The following is a 15872-nucleotide window of genomic DNA, read 5'->3' on the forward strand; positions in this document are numbered from 1 at the left end:
GCAGGTCAGCCGATTCCGGGGATGAGGGAGATGATCAGGTCGATGATCTTGATGCCGATGAACGGGGCGATCAGGCCGCCGAGTCCGTAGACGCCGAGGTTGCGCCGGAGCATCGAGTCGGCGCCGCTGGGCCGGTAGCGGACGCCCTTGAGGGCGAGCGGCACGAGCGCGACGATGATCAGCGCGTTGAAGATCACCGCGGACAGGATCGCGGACCGGGGCGAGGAGAGGTCCATGATGTTGAGCCTGTCCAGGCCCGGGTAGACCACGGCGAACATCGCGGGGATGATCGCGAAGTACTTGGCGACGTCGTTGGCGATGGAGAACGTCGTCAGTGCGCCGCGGGTGATCAGGAGCTGTTTGCCGATCTCCACGATCTCGATGAGCTTGGTCGGGTTGGAGTCCAGGTCCACCATGTTCCCGGCCTCCTTGGCGGCCGAGGTTCCGGTGTTCATGGCCACGCCGACATCGGCCTGGGCGAGCGCCGGGGCGTCGTTGGTACCGTCGCCGGTCATCGCGACGAGTTTGCCGCCCGCCTGCTCCCGCTTGATGAGGGCCATCTTGTCCTCTGGAGTGGCCTCGGCGAGGAAGTCGTCGACGCCCGCCTCCTCGGCGATGGCCTTCGCGGTCAGCGGGTTGTCGCCGGTGATCATGACCGTACGGATGCCCATCCGGCGCAGTTCGTCGAACCGCTCCCGCATGCCCTCCTTGACGACGTCCTTGAGGTGGATGACACCCAGGACCCGGGCCCCGTCCGCGTCCTGGCAGGCCACCAGCAGCGGAGTGCCGCCGGCCGCCGCGATGCGGTCGGTGAGCGCCTGCGCGTCCGCGGACACACTGCCGCCCCGCTCCCTCACCCAGGCGACGACCGATCCGCTCGCGCCCTTGCGGACCTTGCGTCCGTCGACGTCCACACCCGACATCCGGGTCTGGGCGGTGAAGACGACCCACTCGGCGCCGGACAGCTCGCCCTGATGGCGCTCGCGCAGGCCGTACTTCTCCTTCGCGAGAATCACCACGGACCGGCCCTCGGGCGTCTCGTCGGCCAGCGAGGAGAGCTGGGCCGCGTCCGCCAGTTCGGACTCCGTGACGCCCGCTACGGGGAGGAACTCGGCGGCCTGACGGTTGCCGAGGGTGATGGTGCCGGTCTTGTCGAGCAGCAGCGTCGACACGTCGCCCGCCGCCTCGACGGCCCGCCCGGACATGGCGAGCACGTTGCGCTGTACCAGGCGGTCCATGCCGGCGATGCCGATCGCGGAGAGCAGCGCGCCGATGGTGGTCGGGATCAGACAGACCAGGAGCGCGGCCAGCACGATCATGGACTGCTCGCTGCCGGCGTAGATCGCGAAGGGCTGCAGGGTGACGACGGCGAGCAGGAAGACGACGGTGAGGGACGCCAGGAGGATGTTCAGGGCGATCTCGTTGGGCGTCTTCTGCCGGGCCGCGCCCTCGACCAGGGCGATCATCCGGTCGATGAACGTCTCGCCCGGCTTGGTCGTGATCTTGATGACGATGCGGTCGGAGAGCACCTTCGTACCACCGGTGACGGCACTGCGGTCGCCGCCGGACTCCCGGATGACCGGGGCCGATTCGCCGGTGATCGCGGACTCGTCGACGCTGGCGACGCCCTCGACGACGTCTCCGTCGCCCGGAACGATGTCACCGGCCTCGCAGACGACCAGGTCGCCGATGCGCAGTTCGGTACCGGGGACCCGCTCCTCGTTCGTGCCGACGATCCGGCGGGCGACGGTGTCGGTCTTGGCCTTGCGCAGGGTGTCGGCCTGGGCCTTGCCGCGGCCCTCGGCCACCGCCTCCGCCAGGTTGGCGAAGATCGTCGTCAGCCACAGCCAGACGGCGATCGCCCAGCCGAACCAGTCCGTCGGATCCAGTGCCGCGAGCACGGTGGTGAGCACCGAACCCACCAGCACCACGAACATCACCGGCGACTTGACCATCACCCGTGGGTCGAGTTTGCGTATCGCGTCGGGGAAGGAGGCGATGAGCATCCTGGGATCGAACAGCCCGGCGCCTACGCGCCCTTCGGGAACGGCACCGGCCGGAGTGTCCTGATGCGGTGCGCGGGCCGGCGTGACTGTGGACATCTCGTCCTCTTGCTTCGTACGGATGGTCATGACGCCAGCCCCTCGGCCAGCGGCCCCAGGGCGAGGGCCGGGAAGTAGGTCAGACCGGCGATGATCATGATGGTGGCGACCAGCAGCCCGCTGAAGAGCGGTTTGTGGGTGCCGAGGGTCCCGACGGTCGCCGGTACGGGCCGTTGCCCGGCCAGCGAGCCGGCCAGGGCCAGGACGAACACCATGGGCAGGAACCGGCCCAGGAGCATCGCGAGTCCGATCGTGGTGTTGAACCACTGCGTGTCCGCGTTGAGCCCGGCGAACGCCGAACCGTTGTTGTTGGCGCCGGAGGTGTAGGCGTACAGGATCTCCGAGAAGCCGTGCGCGCCCGAGTTGGTCATCGAGTTGCCCGGGGTGGGCAGGGCCATCGCGACGGCGGTGAAACAGAGCACCAGAGCCGGTGTGATCAGGATGTAGCAGGCGGCGAGCTTGATCTCGCGGGTGCCGATCTTCTTGCCCAGGTACTCCGGCGTCCGGCCGACCATCAGACCGGCGATGAACACCGCGATGATCGCCATGATGAGCATTCCGTAGAGACCGGAGCCGGTACCACCGGGAGCGATCTCGCCGAGTTGCATGCCGAGCATCGTGATGCCGCCGCCGAGGCCGGTGAACGAGGAGTGGAACGAGTTCACCGCACCGGTCGAGGTGAGCGTGGTGGCCACCGCGAAGATGGACGAACCCCCGACGCCGAAACGGTTCTCCTTGCCCTCCATCGCCCCGCCCGCGATGTCGAACGCGGGCCCGTGGTGGGAGAACTCGGTCCACATCATCAGCGCGGTGAAGCCGAGCCAGATGACGCCCATCGTCGCGAGGATCGCGTACCCCTGCTTGAGGGAGCCGACCATGCGGCCGAAGGTCCGCGTCAGGGCGAACGGGATGACGAGGATCAGGAAGATCTCGAAGAGGTTGGAGAGCCCGTTGGGGTTCTCGAAGGGGTGGGCCGAGTTGGCGTTGAAGTAGCCGCCACCGTTCGTACCCAGCTCCTTGATGACCTCCTGCGAGGCGACCGCGCCGCCGTTCCACTGCTGCGAGCCGCCCGTGAACTGGCCGACCTCGTGGATGCCGGAGAAGTTCTGGATCGCTCCGCAGGCGACCAGCACGAGCGCGCCGATCACCGCGATCGGCAGCAGGATCCGCACGGTGCCGCGCACCAGGTCGGCCCAGAAGTTGCCGAGTTCACCACTGCGGGTGGCGGCGAATCCCCGGACGAGTGCCACCGCGACGGCGATGCCGACGGCGGCCGAGACGAAGTTCTGCACCGCGAGGCCGCCGGTCTGCACGACGTGGCCCATGGCCTGCTCGCCGTAGTACGACTGCCAGTTGGTGTTCGCGACGAACGAGGCCGCCGTGTTGAACGCCTGGTCGGGGTCGATCGAGGAGAAGCCGAGCGAACCGGGCAGCGAGCCCTGGAGCCGCTGCAGCAGATACAGGAAGAGGACGCTCACGGCGGAGAAGGCGAGAACACCGCGCAGATAGGCGGGCCAGCGCATCTGCGTGTCAGGATTGGCGCCGATGGCCTTGTAGATCCACTTCTCCACCCGCAGATGGCGGGGCGAGGTGTAGACACGGGCCATGTGGTCACCGAGCGGGCGGTACGCCAGACCCAGCGCCACGACGAGCGCGAGTACCTGGAGAACGCCGGCGAGGACGGGGCTCATATCGGGCTCAGAACCTCTCCGGGTACAGAAGGGCGAGGACGAGATAGCCCAGCAGGGCTACGGCCACGACGAGGCCGGCCACGTTTTCGGCAGTCACAGCTTCGCCACCCCCTTGGCAATGAGAGCCACCAGCGCGAAGACCGCGATCGTGGTGACGACGAAGGCCAGGTCGGCCATCGGGTGCTCCTGAATGAGGTGCGGATTTCTCGGACCCCTTGAGCAAACCTCCCGCTCGCGCCCCCGTGACCTGCGTTGATGGCTTCCTTACGGGTGCGGGCGCGGCCTTGACGGCGCCATTACGTGCCCGATACGCGCCCCATACGGGCGGCCGCGCACCGCTCCGCCACGGGACGCACAAAAGCCGGTGGCCCGTACCCCTACGAAGGGGGTACGGGCCACCGGCCGGTGCTTACGGGGTGCTATCGGCGCACCTCGGCGATCTCGGGATGCAGGTCAGCGCACCTCGGTGATCTCGGGGCCGCGCTGGAGGCCTGCCATGCCGCCGGAGAACTTCGAGCCCTCCTGCTCCTCCTGCTGAACGCCCTCGGGAACCATCTGCGCGTCGTTGGGGAGCTTGAGCACGATCGGGTCGCGCGGCGCCATCGGGCCGTCGCCGCGGACGACCACGGTGTCCCGGAAGACCGTCTCCAGGAGACCGGCGGCCTCCGGCTGCACGGCACCCTGGCCGGAGATCACTCCGCGCAGGAACCAGCGGGGACCGTCGACACCGACGAAGCGCACCATCTGCACGCCGTTCGCCCCGTCGGGAAGCTGTACGGGGACCTGCGCGCGCAGTTCCCAGCCCAGCGGGCCCTCCACCTCGTCGATGATGCCGCCCTGCTGGGTGATACCGGAGGCGATCTCCTCGCGGACCTCGCCCCAGATGCCCTCCTTCTTGGGGGCGGCGAAGGCCTGCAGCTGGATCGCGCTGTCGCGCAGCACGACCGTGGCGGCGACGATCGCGTCACCGGCGACCTCTACGCGCAGCTCCATGCCCTCGACACCGGGCACGAAGATGCCGCCCAGGTCGACCCGGCCCTCGCCGGGCTGGGAGACCTCGTCGATGTCCCACGGGCCGTCCGGCCGCGGAGCCGGCGGAAGATTCGTCCGGCGCGATCCGCTCTCGGCGTCATCGAGCTCGTCGACGACCTGCTCGGCCTCGCGCGCTTCGTCCGCCGCGTCCTCGGCGGAACCACTGTTCTTGCGACGTCCGAACACGTCACTTTCCTTCCCGGTCGGATTCGACCGAAGCGTAGCTGTTCCCGCCCTGGGGAACCCCGCCCCGGACGCCATCAACATCAACGGCGGCATGGCCGCCGGTGGACCCGAAGCCCCCTTCGGCCCGCGCCGAACCGGGAAGCTCCGACACTTCGTGGAAGCGCACCTTCTCGACCTGCTGCACGACCAGTTGGGCAATCCGGTCGAACCGCTCGAACCTCACGGACTCGCGCGGGTCGAGATTGATGACGATCACCTTGATCTCTCCACGGTACCCGGCATCCACCGTCCCCGGAGCATTCACCAGGGCGACTCCACAGCGTGCGGCGAGGCCGGATCGGGGGTGCACGAACGCGGCGTACCCGTCCGGCAGGGCGATCGAAACCCCGGTCGGCAGTACGGCCCGCTCCCCCGGTGCCAGCTCGACGGCCTCGGTGGTGACCAGATCGGCTCCGGCGTCGCCCGGGTGCCCGTACGCCGGAATCGGCACGTCCGGGTCGACCCGGCGGATCAGGACGTCCACGGGATGGCGCATCAGGGGTTCACCTCGAAGGCCCGGGCCCGCTTGACCTGGTCGGGGTCGGCCATCGCGGCCCGGATCTCGGCAGGGCGGCCGTTGTCGATGAAGTGATCGACCTTGACCTCGATGAACAGGGCCTCGGCCCGGACCGCCACGGGTCCGTCCGGGCCGCCGATCCGGCCGGTCGCCCGGGAGTAGATCTTGCGGCCGTGCACGGCGGTGATCTCGGCGTCCAGGAACAGCACGGTGTCCACCGGCACGGGGCGGACGAAGTCGGTCTCCAGCCGCCCGGTCACCGCGATCACGCGCAGCAGCCAGTTCAGCGAGCCGAGTGTCTCGTCGAGCGCGGTGGCCAGCACCCCGCCGTGGGCGAGGCCCGGGGCGCCCTGGTGGGCGGCCTGCACGGTGAACTCGGCGGTGACGCCGACGCCCTCGCCGGCCCGCGCCTGGAGGTGCAGCCCGTGCGCCTGTCCGTCGCCGCAGCCGAAACAGTGTTCGTAATGGGCGCCGAGCAGCTCGCCGGGTGCCGGGGCGTCGGGATGCCGGACCGGTTTCACCGCGTCGGCCGGGGGCTTCAGAGCCGCAGATGTTCCACTCACAGCCGCAGACCTTACCCGCGCGGGTACCCGCAGGTCGCGCCGTGCCAAGCTTGGGTTCATGCAGCCTTCCACCCCGCCCTTCGACGAACGTCTCACCGCACCCCGTTCGTGGTGGCTCATCGCCGTCCTGATCGGCATCGCGTGCGCGCTGATGCTGCTGCCGCTGGGCACCCTGCCACTGCTCGCCGGGCTGGCGGGCGGCACCGCGCTGTCGGCAGTGGCGGTCAGCTCGTACGGATCCGCCCGGATCCGGGTGGTGGCCGGCGCCCTCGTCGCCGGCGACGCGCGGATTCCCGTGTCGGCGCTCGGCGAGGCCGAGGTACTGGACGCCGAGGAGGCGCGCGCCTGGCGCTCGTACAAGGCGGACACGCGGGCGTTCATGCTGCTCCGCAGCTACATCCCTACGGCGGTGCGCGTGGAGATCACGGATCCGCAGGACCCGACTCCGTACGTCTATCTGTCGACGCGTGAGCCGCAGGCGCTGGCGGCGGCCCTGAAGACGGCGAATCCGGCCTGATCCGGGACCGGGCCGATCAAAAGGCCCGGTCCGATCCAATGCCGGTCCAAGGACCCGTCCGATCCAGGGCACGGTCCGGTCCGATCCAAGGACCTGTCCCGATCCAGGACACGGTCCGATCCAAGGCCGGAGCCCGGTGCGTTCGTACGGGGCTCCTGAAGGTCTTGTGCGGGCCCGCGGAGGCCTTCAGCCGTCCGAGTCCTTCGGCTCCCCGGGCAGGGCCGTGTGGGGGCTTTCCAGCGGCGGCAGTTCCGTCAGCCGGTCCCAGGGGACCTGCCGCTTGCGCAGATCCTTCCTGACCCGTCCGGCGAGTTTCCTGGTGTCGCGCCGGTTCATCATCGCGCCGACGGCGGCGCCGATCATGAACGGGATGAGGTTGGGCAGATCGCGCGCGGTGCGCTTCATGATCTGCTGGCGCAGCTCGCGCTTCATCTGGCCGCCGAGCGCCGCGTTGACCGACGTGGGGTGGGTGACGTCGATACCGCGCTCCTCCGTCCAGGACGTGAGGTAGGCGGTGGAACGCCGGCCGATGCCGCCCGGCGGGCGCTGTCCATAGACCTCGTGCAGTTCCGCGACGAGCTTCATCTCGATCGCGGCCACACCGGTGATCTCGGCCGCCAGCTCAGCGAGCATGGCGGGTGGTACGGGCATCATGGCCGCCGCGCCGATGCCGGCGCCGACGGTCGCGGTGGCCCTGCTCGCGCCGGCGATGAGCCGGTCGGCGATCTCCTCGGGCCCCAGGCCGGGGAACTGCCTGCGGAGGGTGGCGAGATCGCGTACAGGGACGCGGGGAGCGATGTCGATGATCAGGTCGGCGATATGACCGATCGCCGCCTTGGCGCTCTCCCCGCCCTTGTGTACGCCCCGTTTAACTGACTTCAGACGGCCTGCCCCGGTCACGGGCTCCGTCCTGTCGACCTCTCCGGCCCTGTCGGCCGCGTCGACTTCCGCAGCCGCCTCGATGGCGGCCACAGCTGCTTCGACCGCTTCGAGCGAGGCCGACCGGCCCCGCTCGTCGTCGTGTTCGCCCGGCGTGGGTGGCAGGGCGGACCGCTCGGCAGGCGCTGCTACGCCCTCTGCCGGGCCTGTACCGCCCTGTTGCGCCTCCGGCCCTTCCTTGCGCCGGATGCGCCGCTTCCGGAACGGTGTGTCCCCTGCCACGGCCGACCGGACCTCAGTCGCAGTCGCGGCAGATCGGCTGACCGTTCTTCTCGCGGGCCAGCTGACTGCGGTGGTGCACGAGGAAGCAGCTCATGCAGGTGAACTCGTCGGCCTGCTTGGGCAGGACCCTTACGGCCAGTTCTTCGTTGGACAGGTCTGCTCCGGGCAGCTCCAGTCCTTCGGCCGCGTCGAATTCGTCGACGTCGACGGCGGACGCCGTCTTGTCGCTCCGGCGAGCCTTGAGCTCTTCAAGGCTGTCCTGATCGACGTCGTCGTCGGTCTTGCGTGGGGTGTCGTAATCCGTTGCCATTGTCGCTCTCCCCCTCTGGGTGTCTGCGGTGTCTCAGCGCACGTAACGCGTGAGAGGCCGGACTTGTGCCCGACCCGAGGCGGAGATTTTGCCTCACATCAAGGTCTGTTACTCAATCGACACCCAAAAGGACCGCTCGAGAGTGATCAGCTTGGGTGGCGATGGGGACCGTACACGGTCCCGGCGGCGCTGTTTGCCAGCGCCACCCCGTGTACTTCCCGTGATATCGACCCCCGAAAACCCGACTTTTGCCGGATTTCCGGAAGGATCCCTGATCACGGAGCGTGGACGGGCGGAATATCGCTCTTGTGATCGATCACACACGGCTCCTCCGGGATCGAGTCCCGAAAATTCCGCTCAAAGCGAACAAAAATAATCCGCACACATCTCGCCACGCCCAGCTTCTCAGACAGGCAGTGAGACGCGCATCACAAGACCACCGCCTTCGCGGGGCTCGGCGATGATACGGCCGCCGTGAGCGCGCGCGACGGAGCGTGCGATCGACAGGCCGAGGCCGACCCCCTTGTCGCTTCCCGTTCGCTCCGTACGCAGCCGCCTGAAGGGCTCGAAGAGGTTGTCGATCTCGTAGGCCGGCACCACGGGCCCGGTGTTCGCGACGACCATCACGGCCTGCCCGGGCAGCAGCTCCGTGCTGACCTCGACCCAGCCGTCCGCCGGGACGTTGTAGCGCACCGCGTTCTGTACGAGGTTCAGCGCGATCCGCTCCAGCAGGACGCCGTTGCCCTGAACGACGGCCGGGGCTAGCTCGCTGCGCATCTCCACGCCCTTGGCCTCGGCCTCGCCCCGGGCCTGGTCCAGCGCCCGCGAGGCCACCTCGGCCAGATCGACGGGCTTGCGCTCGACGATCTGGTTGTCGCTGCGGGCGAGCAGCAGCAGACCCTCCACGAGCTGCTCGCTGCGTTCGTTGGTGGCCAGAAGTGTCTTGCCCAGCTGTTGGAGCTCCGGGGGTGCCTCCGGATCGGCGAGGTGGACCTCCAGCAGCGTGCGGTTGATCGCCAAGGGGGTGCGCAGCTCGTGCGACGCGTTCCCGACGAACCGCTGCTGCGCGGTGAAGGCCCGCTCCAGCCGGTCCAGCATGTCGTCGAAGGTGTCGGCGAGCTCCTTGAGCTCGTCGTCCGGCCCGTCCAGTTCGATGCGGCGGGACAGGTCGGTTCCGGCCACCCTGCGGGCGATGCGGGTGATCCGGCCCAGCGGCGAGAGCACCCGCCCCGCCATGGCGTAGCCGAAGGCGAAAGCGATGACGCTCAGGCCCACGAGGGCCAGCAGCGACCGGTTGAGGAGCGTGTCCAGCGCCTCCTGGCGCTGATGGTTGACACAGGCGTTCACCGCGGCGTTGAAGTTGTCCGGGGACGCCTTCTCGGGGAGGTTGCAGACCTTGCTCCGCACCTGCCCGTTGACGATCTCGAACGGCAGCTCGCTGCCCACGTGCAGGGCCTGGGCGGCCAGCATGTAGATGATCGACAGCAGCAGGATGCCCGCGATGAGGAACATGCCTCCGTACAGGAGGGTGAGCCTTATCCGGATGGTCGGACGCAACCAGGGGTACGGGGGCTCCTGCTGCTTGGGCTCCCAGGTGGGCTTGGGGGGCGCCGCCGCGGGCGGCGGGACGGTGGGCACCGGCGTCAGATCCGGTAGCCGGAGCCGGGCACCGTGACGATCACCGGCGGCTCGCCGAGCTTGCGCCGCAGGGTCATGACGGTCACCCGGACGACATTGGTGAACGGGTCGGTGTTCTCGTCCCAGGCCTTCTCCAGGAGTTGCTCGGCCGAGACGACGGCGCCCTCGCTGCGCATCAGGACCTCAAGCACCGCGAACTCCTTGGGAGCGAGCTGCACCTCCTGATCGCCCCGGAACACCTCGCGGCGGTTGGGGTCGAGCTTGATTCCCGCGCGCTCCAGGACGGGCGGCAGGGCCACTGTCGTACGGCGGCCGAGTGCCCGGACCCGGGCGGTCAGCTCGCTGAAGGCGAAGGGCTTGGGCAGATAGTCGTCCGCGCCGAGCTCCAGGCCCTCCACGCGGTCACTGACGTCCCCGGAGGCGGTGAGCATGAGCACCCGGGTCGGCATGCCCAGCTCGACGATCCGGCGGCAGACGTCGTCACCGTGCACCAGGGGGAGGTCCCGGTCCAGGACCACGACGTCGTAGTCGTTGACCTCGATGCGCTCCAGGGCCGCTGCACCGTCGTACACGACATCGACGGCCATGGCCTCACGGCGCAGGCCGGTGGCCACCGCATCGGCGAGCAGCTGCTCGTCCTCCACGACGAGTACGCGCACGGCGCTTCCTTCCTTAGAAACTTCACAAAAGTGCTTCACAACAGAACTTCACGGCTGAACATCACAACGTTCGAAACAGACCGGCGGAGCGTCCGGACGGACGCGTGGCCGTGATCCGGACCACGCCTCGGCACGGCCTGTGCGGCTCCATCCTGCCCGCAACACGTATAAACCGGCGGTAAGACGACGCGGCCCGACCTGCGGCTTCCGGGAATTCGGAGGATTCCCGGGCCAGTTGAGGTTTCTCTGAGGGTCGGGCAGGGGAGGACGAATTCACACCCGCGATCACGTCTCGTATGTGGCGTACCACAGGCCCCTCCGTCCCCCGGAGAGTGCGTGATCACCCGCCCTACCGCCTCGGCGGAGGGAAACCCGGGCACACCCCCGTGCCACCGACCCACGATGAGGGGGCGCTTCATGGACGCTTTCACCGCAGGTCTGCTGCAACGCATCCAGACCACCGAGTCCGACCTCACGAAGGCCCGCGAGACGGGCGACGACTTCCTTGCGGACGTCGAGCAGGGCGAGCTGGACGACCTGCACCGCCTCGCTGCCGAGCACGGTGTTCACATCGGCGCCACAAGCGTCTGAGCCGTCACGAGAAGGCCCCGCGGTGCCGCACAGGCATTCGCGGGGCCTTCTCGGTTCCGGTGGGGCCCACGGCCCGCTCAGCGGCTCTCGCGGGCCCTGGGTGACCTCGGGCGGCCCCGGTGTCAGTCGTGCCAGGCTCCCAGTTCCTCCAGCAGCGCCTGCAGGGGTTCGAAGACGCCCGGCGCCGCGGCCACCGTCAGTCCGCCGTCGGCGGGCAGCCCGGGGCGGCCGCCCGTGAGCGCTCCCGCCTCCCGGGCGATGAGGTCACCGGCGGCGAGGTCCCACGGATGGAGGCCTCGCTCGTAGTAGCCGTCGAGGCGGCCGGCGGCGACGTCACAGAGGTCGATCGCCGCGGAGCCGCCGCGGCGGATGTCCCGCAGCCGTGGGATCAGGACGCGCGCCACGTCCGCCTGGTGCTCGCGGACGTCTGCGACGTAGTTGAAGCCGGTCGACACGAGCGCCTGGTCGAGCGGCGGAGCCGGGCGGCAGCGCAGCCGGGCACCGTCCCCGTACGCCCCGCCCTTCGCGTGCGCACCGCCACCGAGGACCGCGTGGTAGGTCTCCCCTCGCATCGGGACCTCCACCACGCCCACGATCCGCTCGCCGTCGCGCTCCGCGGCGACCGAGACGGCCCACGTGGGCAGGCCGTAGAGATAGTTCACGGTGCCGTCGAGCGGATCGATCACCCAGCGGACGCCGCTGGTGCCCTCGGAACTGGCGCCCTCCTCACCGAGGAAGCCGTCCTGGGGGCGGCGGTCGGCCAGGAAGCCGGTGATCAGCTTCTCGGCGGCGATGTCCATCTCGGTGACGACGTCCACCGGGCTGGACTTGGTCGCGGCCACTCCCAGGTCGGCGGGGCGGCCGTCGCGCAGCAGCGCACCGGCGCGGCCTGCGACGTCCAGGGCGAGGTCGAGCAGTTCGGACAGCAGGGGGTCGGTCACGGCGCTCCCAGAGGGGTGTGGGGTACGGATCGGGTCGCTCTACGCGTACGGGCTGTCGGCGCCCGCCGCGGCCGGCTTCGGCGCCCGGGCCGGACAGCAGCCGACCGGGCAGAGATCGTGGCTCGCCCCGAGCGTCCCGAGGGCGCACCGCTCCCGGCGGAGGCCCTGCTCGGTGGCGGCGCGCTCCAGCACCAGGTCGCGCACGGCCGCGGCGAAGCGCGGGTCGGCGCCCACCGTCGCCGACCGGCGCACCGTGAGTCCGATCTCGGCCGCCTTCGCCGTGGCCTCGGTGTCGAGGTCGTAGAGGACCTCCATGTGGTCCGAGACGAACCCGATGGGCGCCATCACCACGGCGGGGACGCCCTCACCGTGCAGCGACTCCAGGTGGTCGCAGATGTCGGGCTCAAGCCACGGGATCTGCGGGGCACCACTGCGCGACTGGTAGACGAGCTGCCAGGGGTACGCGACGCCGGTCCTTTCGGCCACGGCGGCCACGATCAGCCGGGCGACGTCGAGGTGCTCGGCGACGTACGCACCACCGTCGCCGTGCGCCTCCACCGGCCCGGAGGTGTCCGCCGCCGACGTGGGGATGGAGTGCGTCGTGAAGGCCAGATGCGCTCCGGCCCGTACGTCCGCGGGAAGGTCGGCCAGCGAGGCGAGGACCCCCTCCACCATCGGCTCGACGAAACCGGGGTGGTTGAAGTAGTGCCGCAGCTTGTCGACGCGCGGCACGGACAGCCCCTCGGCCTCCAGCGCTGCCAGCGACTCGGCGAGGTTCTCGCGGTACTGCCGGCAGCCGGAGTACGAGGCGTACGCGCTGGTCGCCAGCACGGCGATACGACGGTGCCCGGCCAGGACCATCTCGCGCAGGGTGTCGGTCAGGTAGGGCGCCCAGTTGCGGTTGCCCCAGTACACGGGCAGATCGAGTCCGTGGTCCGCGAAGTCCTTGCGCAGGGCGTCGAGCAGTGCCCGGTTCTGGGCGTTGATCGGGCTGACGCCGCCGAAGAGGAAGTAGTGCTTGCCGACTTCCTTCAGCCGCTCCTCGGGGATTCCCCGGCCACGGGTCACGTTCGCCAGGAACGGAACCACGTCGTCCGGGCCTTCGGGGCCTCCGAAGGAGAGCAGCAGCAGGGCGTCGTAGGGAGCGGGATCGCGCAGATCGGACATGACGTCGATCCTGCCACCCGCCCGCGGCCCGGCTCCCACCGACACCTGTCCCCGACCCGCCCCGCGCGTTCACCGGCGGCGCCCGGATTCCCGCTGTCGGACCCTCCGGCGCGCCCGTAAGCTGTATCGGCCGCATTCACCCCTGACACCGCGTGTGACCACGCCGTACCGGAGTCTCCCGTGCCCAGTCCCTACCGCGCGATCTTCGCCGCCCCCGGCTCCAAGGGGTTCTCCTCGGCCGGCTTCTTCGGCCGGATGCCCCTGTCCATGATGGGCATCGGCGTGGTGACCATGGTTTCCCAGCTGACCGGCCGGTACGGGCTGGCGGGCGCCCTCTCCGCGACGCTGGCAATGTCGGCCGCGGTGGTCGGGCCGCAGGTGTCCAGGCTGGTCGACCGGCACGGGCAGCGCCGGGTGCTGCGTCCGGTGACGCTCGTCGCACTGGCGGCCGTGGCCGGGCTGCTGGTCTGCGCCCAGCAGCGGCTGCCCGACTGGACCCTGTTCGTCTTCGCGGCGGGTGCGGGATGCGTGCCCAGCGTCGGGTCGATGGTCCGGGCCCGCTGGGCGGAGATCTACCGCGGCTCGACGCAGCAGCTGCACACCGCGTACGCGTGGGAGTCGATCGTCGACGAGGTCTGCTTCATCTTCGGTCCGATCATCTCCATCGGGCTCTCCACCGCCTGGTTCCCGGAGGCCGGCCCGCTGCTCGCCGCCGGGTTCCTGCTGGTCGGAGTCTTCTGGCTGACCGCGCAGCGGGCCACCGAGCCGGTCCCGCACCCGCACGCCCGGCACGCCACCGGCTCCGCGCTGGGCTCGCGCGGGCTGCAGGTGCTCGTGGTCACCTTCGTGGCGACCGGGGCGATCTTCGGGGCGGTCGACGTGGTGACGGTGGCCTTCGCCGAGGAGCAGGGCCACAAGGCCGCGGCGAGCCTCGTGCTGGCCGTGTACGCGCTCGGGTCCTGCCTCGCCGGAGCGGTCTTCGGCCTGTTGCGCCTCAAGGGCAGGCCGTCCACCCGGTGGCTGGTGGGAGTGTGTGCGATGGCCGTGAGTATGATCCCCCTCCAACTGGCCGGGAGCCTTCCGTTTCTGGCCGTGGCGCTCTTTGTCGCGGGTCTCGCCATCGCACCGACGATGGTCACCACCATGGCCCTCGTCGAACAGCACGTACCGCGCACCAGACTGACCGAGGGCATGACCTGGACCAGTACCGGGCTCGCCGTAGGCGTGGCGCTCGGCTCCTCGGCCGCAGGCTGGGTGGTCGACGTGTCCGGGGCGAAGGCGGGGTACGCGGTGCCCGCCGTGGCGGGAGCGCTCGCGGCCGCGGTGGCGTTCCTGGGGTACCGCCGGCTCACAGGGCCGGTTCCTACGGAAGGGCGCGGGGAAGATGACCGACACCTACGCACGGACGACGACGAGCGCGTGGCGTAATTGGGCGGGGAACGTCACCGCCCGTCCGGTACGGACCGTGTCCCCCGCCTCCGTGGACGAGCTGGCCGAGGCACTGCGCAGGGCGTCCGAGGACGGTCTGAAGGTGAAGCCGGTCGGCACCGGCCACTCGTTCACCGCGACCGCGGCCACCGACGGGCTGCTGATCCGGCCCGATCTGCTCACCGGCATACGTGAGATCGACCGGGTGGCCATGACGGTGACCGTCGAGGCCGGCACCCCGCTGAAGCGGCTCAACCATGCGCTGGCCCGCGAGGGTCTCTCGCTCACCAACATGGGCGACATCATGGAGCAGACGGTCGCCGGGGCCACCTCGACCGGCACTCATGGCACCGGCCGCGACTCGGCGTCGATATCCGCGCAGATCCGCGCCCTGGAGCTGGTCACCGCGGACGGCACGGTGCTGACGTGTTCGGCGGCCGAGAACCCCGACATCTTCGCCGTCGCCCGGATCGGGCTCGGCGCGCTGGGCGTCATCACGGCCATCACCTTCGCCGTGGAGCCGGTCTTCCTGCTGACGGCGCGTGAGGAGCCGATGACCTTCGACAAGGTCACGGCAGACTTCGATCAGCTGGTGACCGAGAACGAACACTTCGAGTTCTACTGGTTCCCGCACACGGGCAACTGCAACACCAAGCGCAACAACCGGAGCGCGGGCCCCGCGGCCCCGCCCGGGAAGGTCAGCGGCTGGATCGAGGACGAACTCCTCTCCAACGGCATCTTCCAGGTCGCCTGCTCGCTCGGCCGGGCGGTCCCGGCCACGATCCCCTCGGTCGCGAAGCTCTCCAGCCGGGCGCTGTCGGCGCGTACGTACACCGACATCCCGTACAAGGTCTTCACCAGCCCGCGCCGGGTGCGGTTCGTGGAAATGGAGTACGCCCTGCCGCGCGAGGCCGCCGTGCAGGCGCTGCGCGAGGTCAAGGCCATGGTGGACCGTTCCCCGCTGCGGATCAGCTTCCCGGTGGAGGTGCGCATCGCCCCCGCGGACGACATCGCGCTCTCCACGGCCTCGGGCCGGGACAGCGCGTACATCGCCGTCCACCTCTACCGGGGCACGCCCTACCAGGCGTACTTCACGGCGGTCGAGCGGATCATGACCGCGCACGGCGGGCGTCCGCACTGGGGCAAGGTGAACACCCGCGACGCCGCCTACCTGGCGGGCGTGTACCCGCGCTTCGGTGAGTTCACCGCCGTACGGGACCGGCTGGACCCGGACCGGCTCTTCACCAACGACTACCTGCGCCGGGTCCTGGGCGACTGACCTCGCCCCTCACCACGACGCAGTCGGCCTCCGCCCGGGTCATGGGCGGAG

Annotated in this window: 16 protein-coding genes; 4 read left to right on the forward strand and 12 right to left on the reverse strand. The window is 69.9% G+C overall.

Features of this window, described 5'->3' with window-relative positions; translation table 11 throughout:
- Positions 1-5 precede the first annotated feature (5 nt).
- The 6 genes from kdpB to ABT025_RS20120 form a co-directional block, all read right to left on the reverse strand.
- Entirely contained in the window at positions 6-2102 is a 2097-nt protein-coding gene (kdpB, locus tag ABT025_RS20095; protein ID WP_502971988.1) for a potassium-transporting ATPase subunit KdpB, read from the reverse strand.
- A 26-nt stretch (positions 2103-2128) separates the two neighbouring features.
- Positions 2129-3793 carry a potassium-transporting ATPase subunit KdpA gene (gene kdpA / locus ABT025_RS20100; RefSeq protein WP_350995938.1) on the reverse strand — a complete coding sequence of 555 codons (1665 nt, stop codon included), beginning with the start codon at positions 3791-3793 and terminating at the stop codon, positions 2129-2131.
- Positions 3794-3800: 7 nt separating this feature from the next.
- On the reverse strand, positions 3801-3890 hold the full coding sequence (gene kdpF / locus ABT025_RS20105) for a K(+)-transporting ATPase subunit F (RefSeq protein ID WP_147971349.1): 90 nt from the start codon (positions 3888-3890) through the stop codon (positions 3801-3803).
- A 356-nt stretch (positions 3891-4246) separates the two neighbouring features.
- A complete protein-coding gene (locus ABT025_RS20110; RefSeq protein WP_350995942.1) occupies positions 4247-5011 on the reverse strand; it encodes a DUF3710 domain-containing protein in 765 nt (254 codons plus the stop codon).
- 1 nt (position 5012) lies between these two features.
- Positions 5013-5546 carry a dUTP diphosphatase gene (gene dut / locus ABT025_RS20115; protein WP_350995945.1) on the reverse strand — a complete coding sequence of 178 codons (534 nt, stop codon included), beginning with the start codon at positions 5544-5546 and terminating at the stop codon, positions 5013-5015.
- Positions 5546-6130 (reverse strand): PaaI family thioesterase, encoded by a 585-nt coding sequence (locus tag ABT025_RS20120; protein WP_350995948.1) that lies wholly within the window; start codon positions 6128-6130, stop codon positions 5546-5548. The genes dut and ABT025_RS20120 overlap by 1 nt, the downstream gene beginning before the upstream one ends.
- 58 nt (positions 6131-6188) lie before the next feature.
- Here ABT025_RS20120 and ABT025_RS20125 point away from each other — a divergent pair, with 58 nt between their 5' ends.
- Positions 6189-6647, forward strand: a complete 459-nt coding sequence (locus ABT025_RS20125) for a DUF3093 domain-containing protein (RefSeq protein ID WP_350995951.1) — start codon at positions 6189-6191, stop codon at positions 6645-6647.
- Between the two features lie 186 nt (positions 6648-6833).
- On the opposite strand, the gene ABT025_RS20130 is transcribed toward ABT025_RS20125, so the two are convergent.
- The 4 genes from ABT025_RS20130 to ABT025_RS20145 form a co-directional block, all read right to left on the reverse strand.
- Entirely contained in the window at positions 6834-7808 is a 975-nt protein-coding gene (locus ABT025_RS20130; RefSeq protein ID WP_350995953.1) for a hypothetical protein, read from the reverse strand.
- Positions 7809-7821: 13 nt separating this feature from the next.
- Positions 7822-8118 (reverse strand): DUF4193 domain-containing protein, encoded by a 297-nt coding sequence (locus ABT025_RS20135; protein ID WP_003965732.1) that lies wholly within the window; start codon positions 8116-8118, stop codon positions 7822-7824.
- A 405-nt stretch (positions 8119-8523) separates the two neighbouring features.
- Positions 8524-9756 carry a sensor histidine kinase gene (locus tag ABT025_RS20140; protein WP_350995956.1) on the reverse strand — a complete coding sequence of 411 codons (1233 nt, stop codon included), beginning with the start codon at positions 9754-9756 and terminating at the stop codon, positions 8524-8526.
- A gap of 5 nt (positions 9757-9761) precedes the next feature.
- On the reverse strand, positions 9762-10415 hold the full coding sequence (locus tag ABT025_RS20145; protein WP_018551468.1) for a response regulator transcription factor: 654 nt from the start codon (positions 10413-10415) through the stop codon (positions 9762-9764).
- 417 nt (positions 10416-10832) lie between these two features.
- Between ABT025_RS20145 and ABT025_RS20150 the strand changes: the two genes are divergently transcribed.
- A complete protein-coding gene (locus tag ABT025_RS20150) occupies positions 10833-11006 on the forward strand; it encodes a flagellar hook-basal body complex protein FliE (protein ID WP_187285335.1) in 174 nt (57 codons plus the stop codon).
- A gap of 122 nt (positions 11007-11128) precedes the next feature.
- Here ABT025_RS20150 and ABT025_RS20155 read toward each other — a convergent pair whose 3' ends face one another.
- A complete protein-coding gene (locus ABT025_RS20155) occupies positions 11129-11947 on the reverse strand; it encodes an inositol monophosphatase family protein (protein ID WP_350995958.1) in 819 nt (272 codons plus the stop codon).
- Between the two features lie 39 nt (positions 11948-11986).
- Positions 11987-13114, reverse strand: coding sequence for a ferrochelatase (locus tag ABT025_RS20160; protein ID WP_350995960.1), 1128 nt, complete (start codon positions 13112-13114; stop codon positions 11987-11989).
- 180 nt (positions 13115-13294) lie between these two features.
- Between ABT025_RS20160 and ABT025_RS20165 the strand changes: the two genes are divergently transcribed.
- Positions 13295-14542 carry an MFS transporter gene (locus ABT025_RS20165; RefSeq protein WP_350995962.1) on the forward strand — a complete coding sequence of 416 codons (1248 nt, stop codon included), beginning with the start codon at positions 13295-13297 and terminating at the stop codon, positions 14540-14542.
- Complete coding sequence (locus ABT025_RS20170; protein WP_350995965.1) at positions 14499-15821, forward strand: D-arabinono-1,4-lactone oxidase; 1323 nt, start codon at positions 14499-14501, stop codon at positions 15819-15821. The genes ABT025_RS20165 and ABT025_RS20170 overlap by 44 nt, the downstream gene beginning before the upstream one ends.
- The last annotated feature ends 51 nt before the right edge of the window (positions 15822-15872 follow it).

It is taken from the genome of Streptomyces sp. NPDC002809 (genome assembly GCF_040295435.1).
Taxonomy (GTDB): Bacteria; Actinomycetota; Actinomycetes; order Streptomycetales; family Streptomycetaceae; genus Streptomyces.

Bases quoted from the DNA above. Each gene is read 5' to 3' on its own strand.
- kdpB (WP_502971988.1), bottom strand. From the start codon at position 2,102: ATGTCCACAGTCACGCCGGCCCGCGCACCGCATCAGGACACTCCGGCC.
- kdpA (WP_350995938.1), bottom strand. From the start codon at position 3,793: ATGAGCCCCGTCCTCGCCGGCGTTCTCCAGGTACTCGCGCTCGTCGTG.
- dut (WP_350995945.1), bottom strand. From the start codon at position 5,546: ATGCGCCATCCCGTGGACGTCCTGATCCGCCGGGTCGACCCGGACGTG.
- ABT025_RS20125 (WP_350995951.1), top strand. From the start codon at position 6,189: ATGCAGCCTTCCACCCCGCCCTTCGACGAACGTCTCACCGCACCCCGT.
- ABT025_RS20135 (WP_003965732.1), bottom strand. From the start codon at position 8,118: ATGGCAACGGATTACGACACCCCACGCAAGACCGACGACGACGTCGAT.
- ABT025_RS20150 (WP_187285335.1), top strand. From the start codon at position 10,833: ATGGACGCTTTCACCGCAGGTCTGCTGCAACGCATCCAGACCACCGAG.
- ABT025_RS20160 (WP_350995960.1), bottom strand. From the start codon at position 13,114: ATGTCCGATCTGCGCGATCCCGCTCCCTACGACGCCCTGCTGCTGCTC.
- ABT025_RS20170 (WP_350995965.1), top strand. From the start codon at position 14,499: ATGACCGACACCTACGCACGGACGACGACGAGCGCGTGGCGTAATTGG.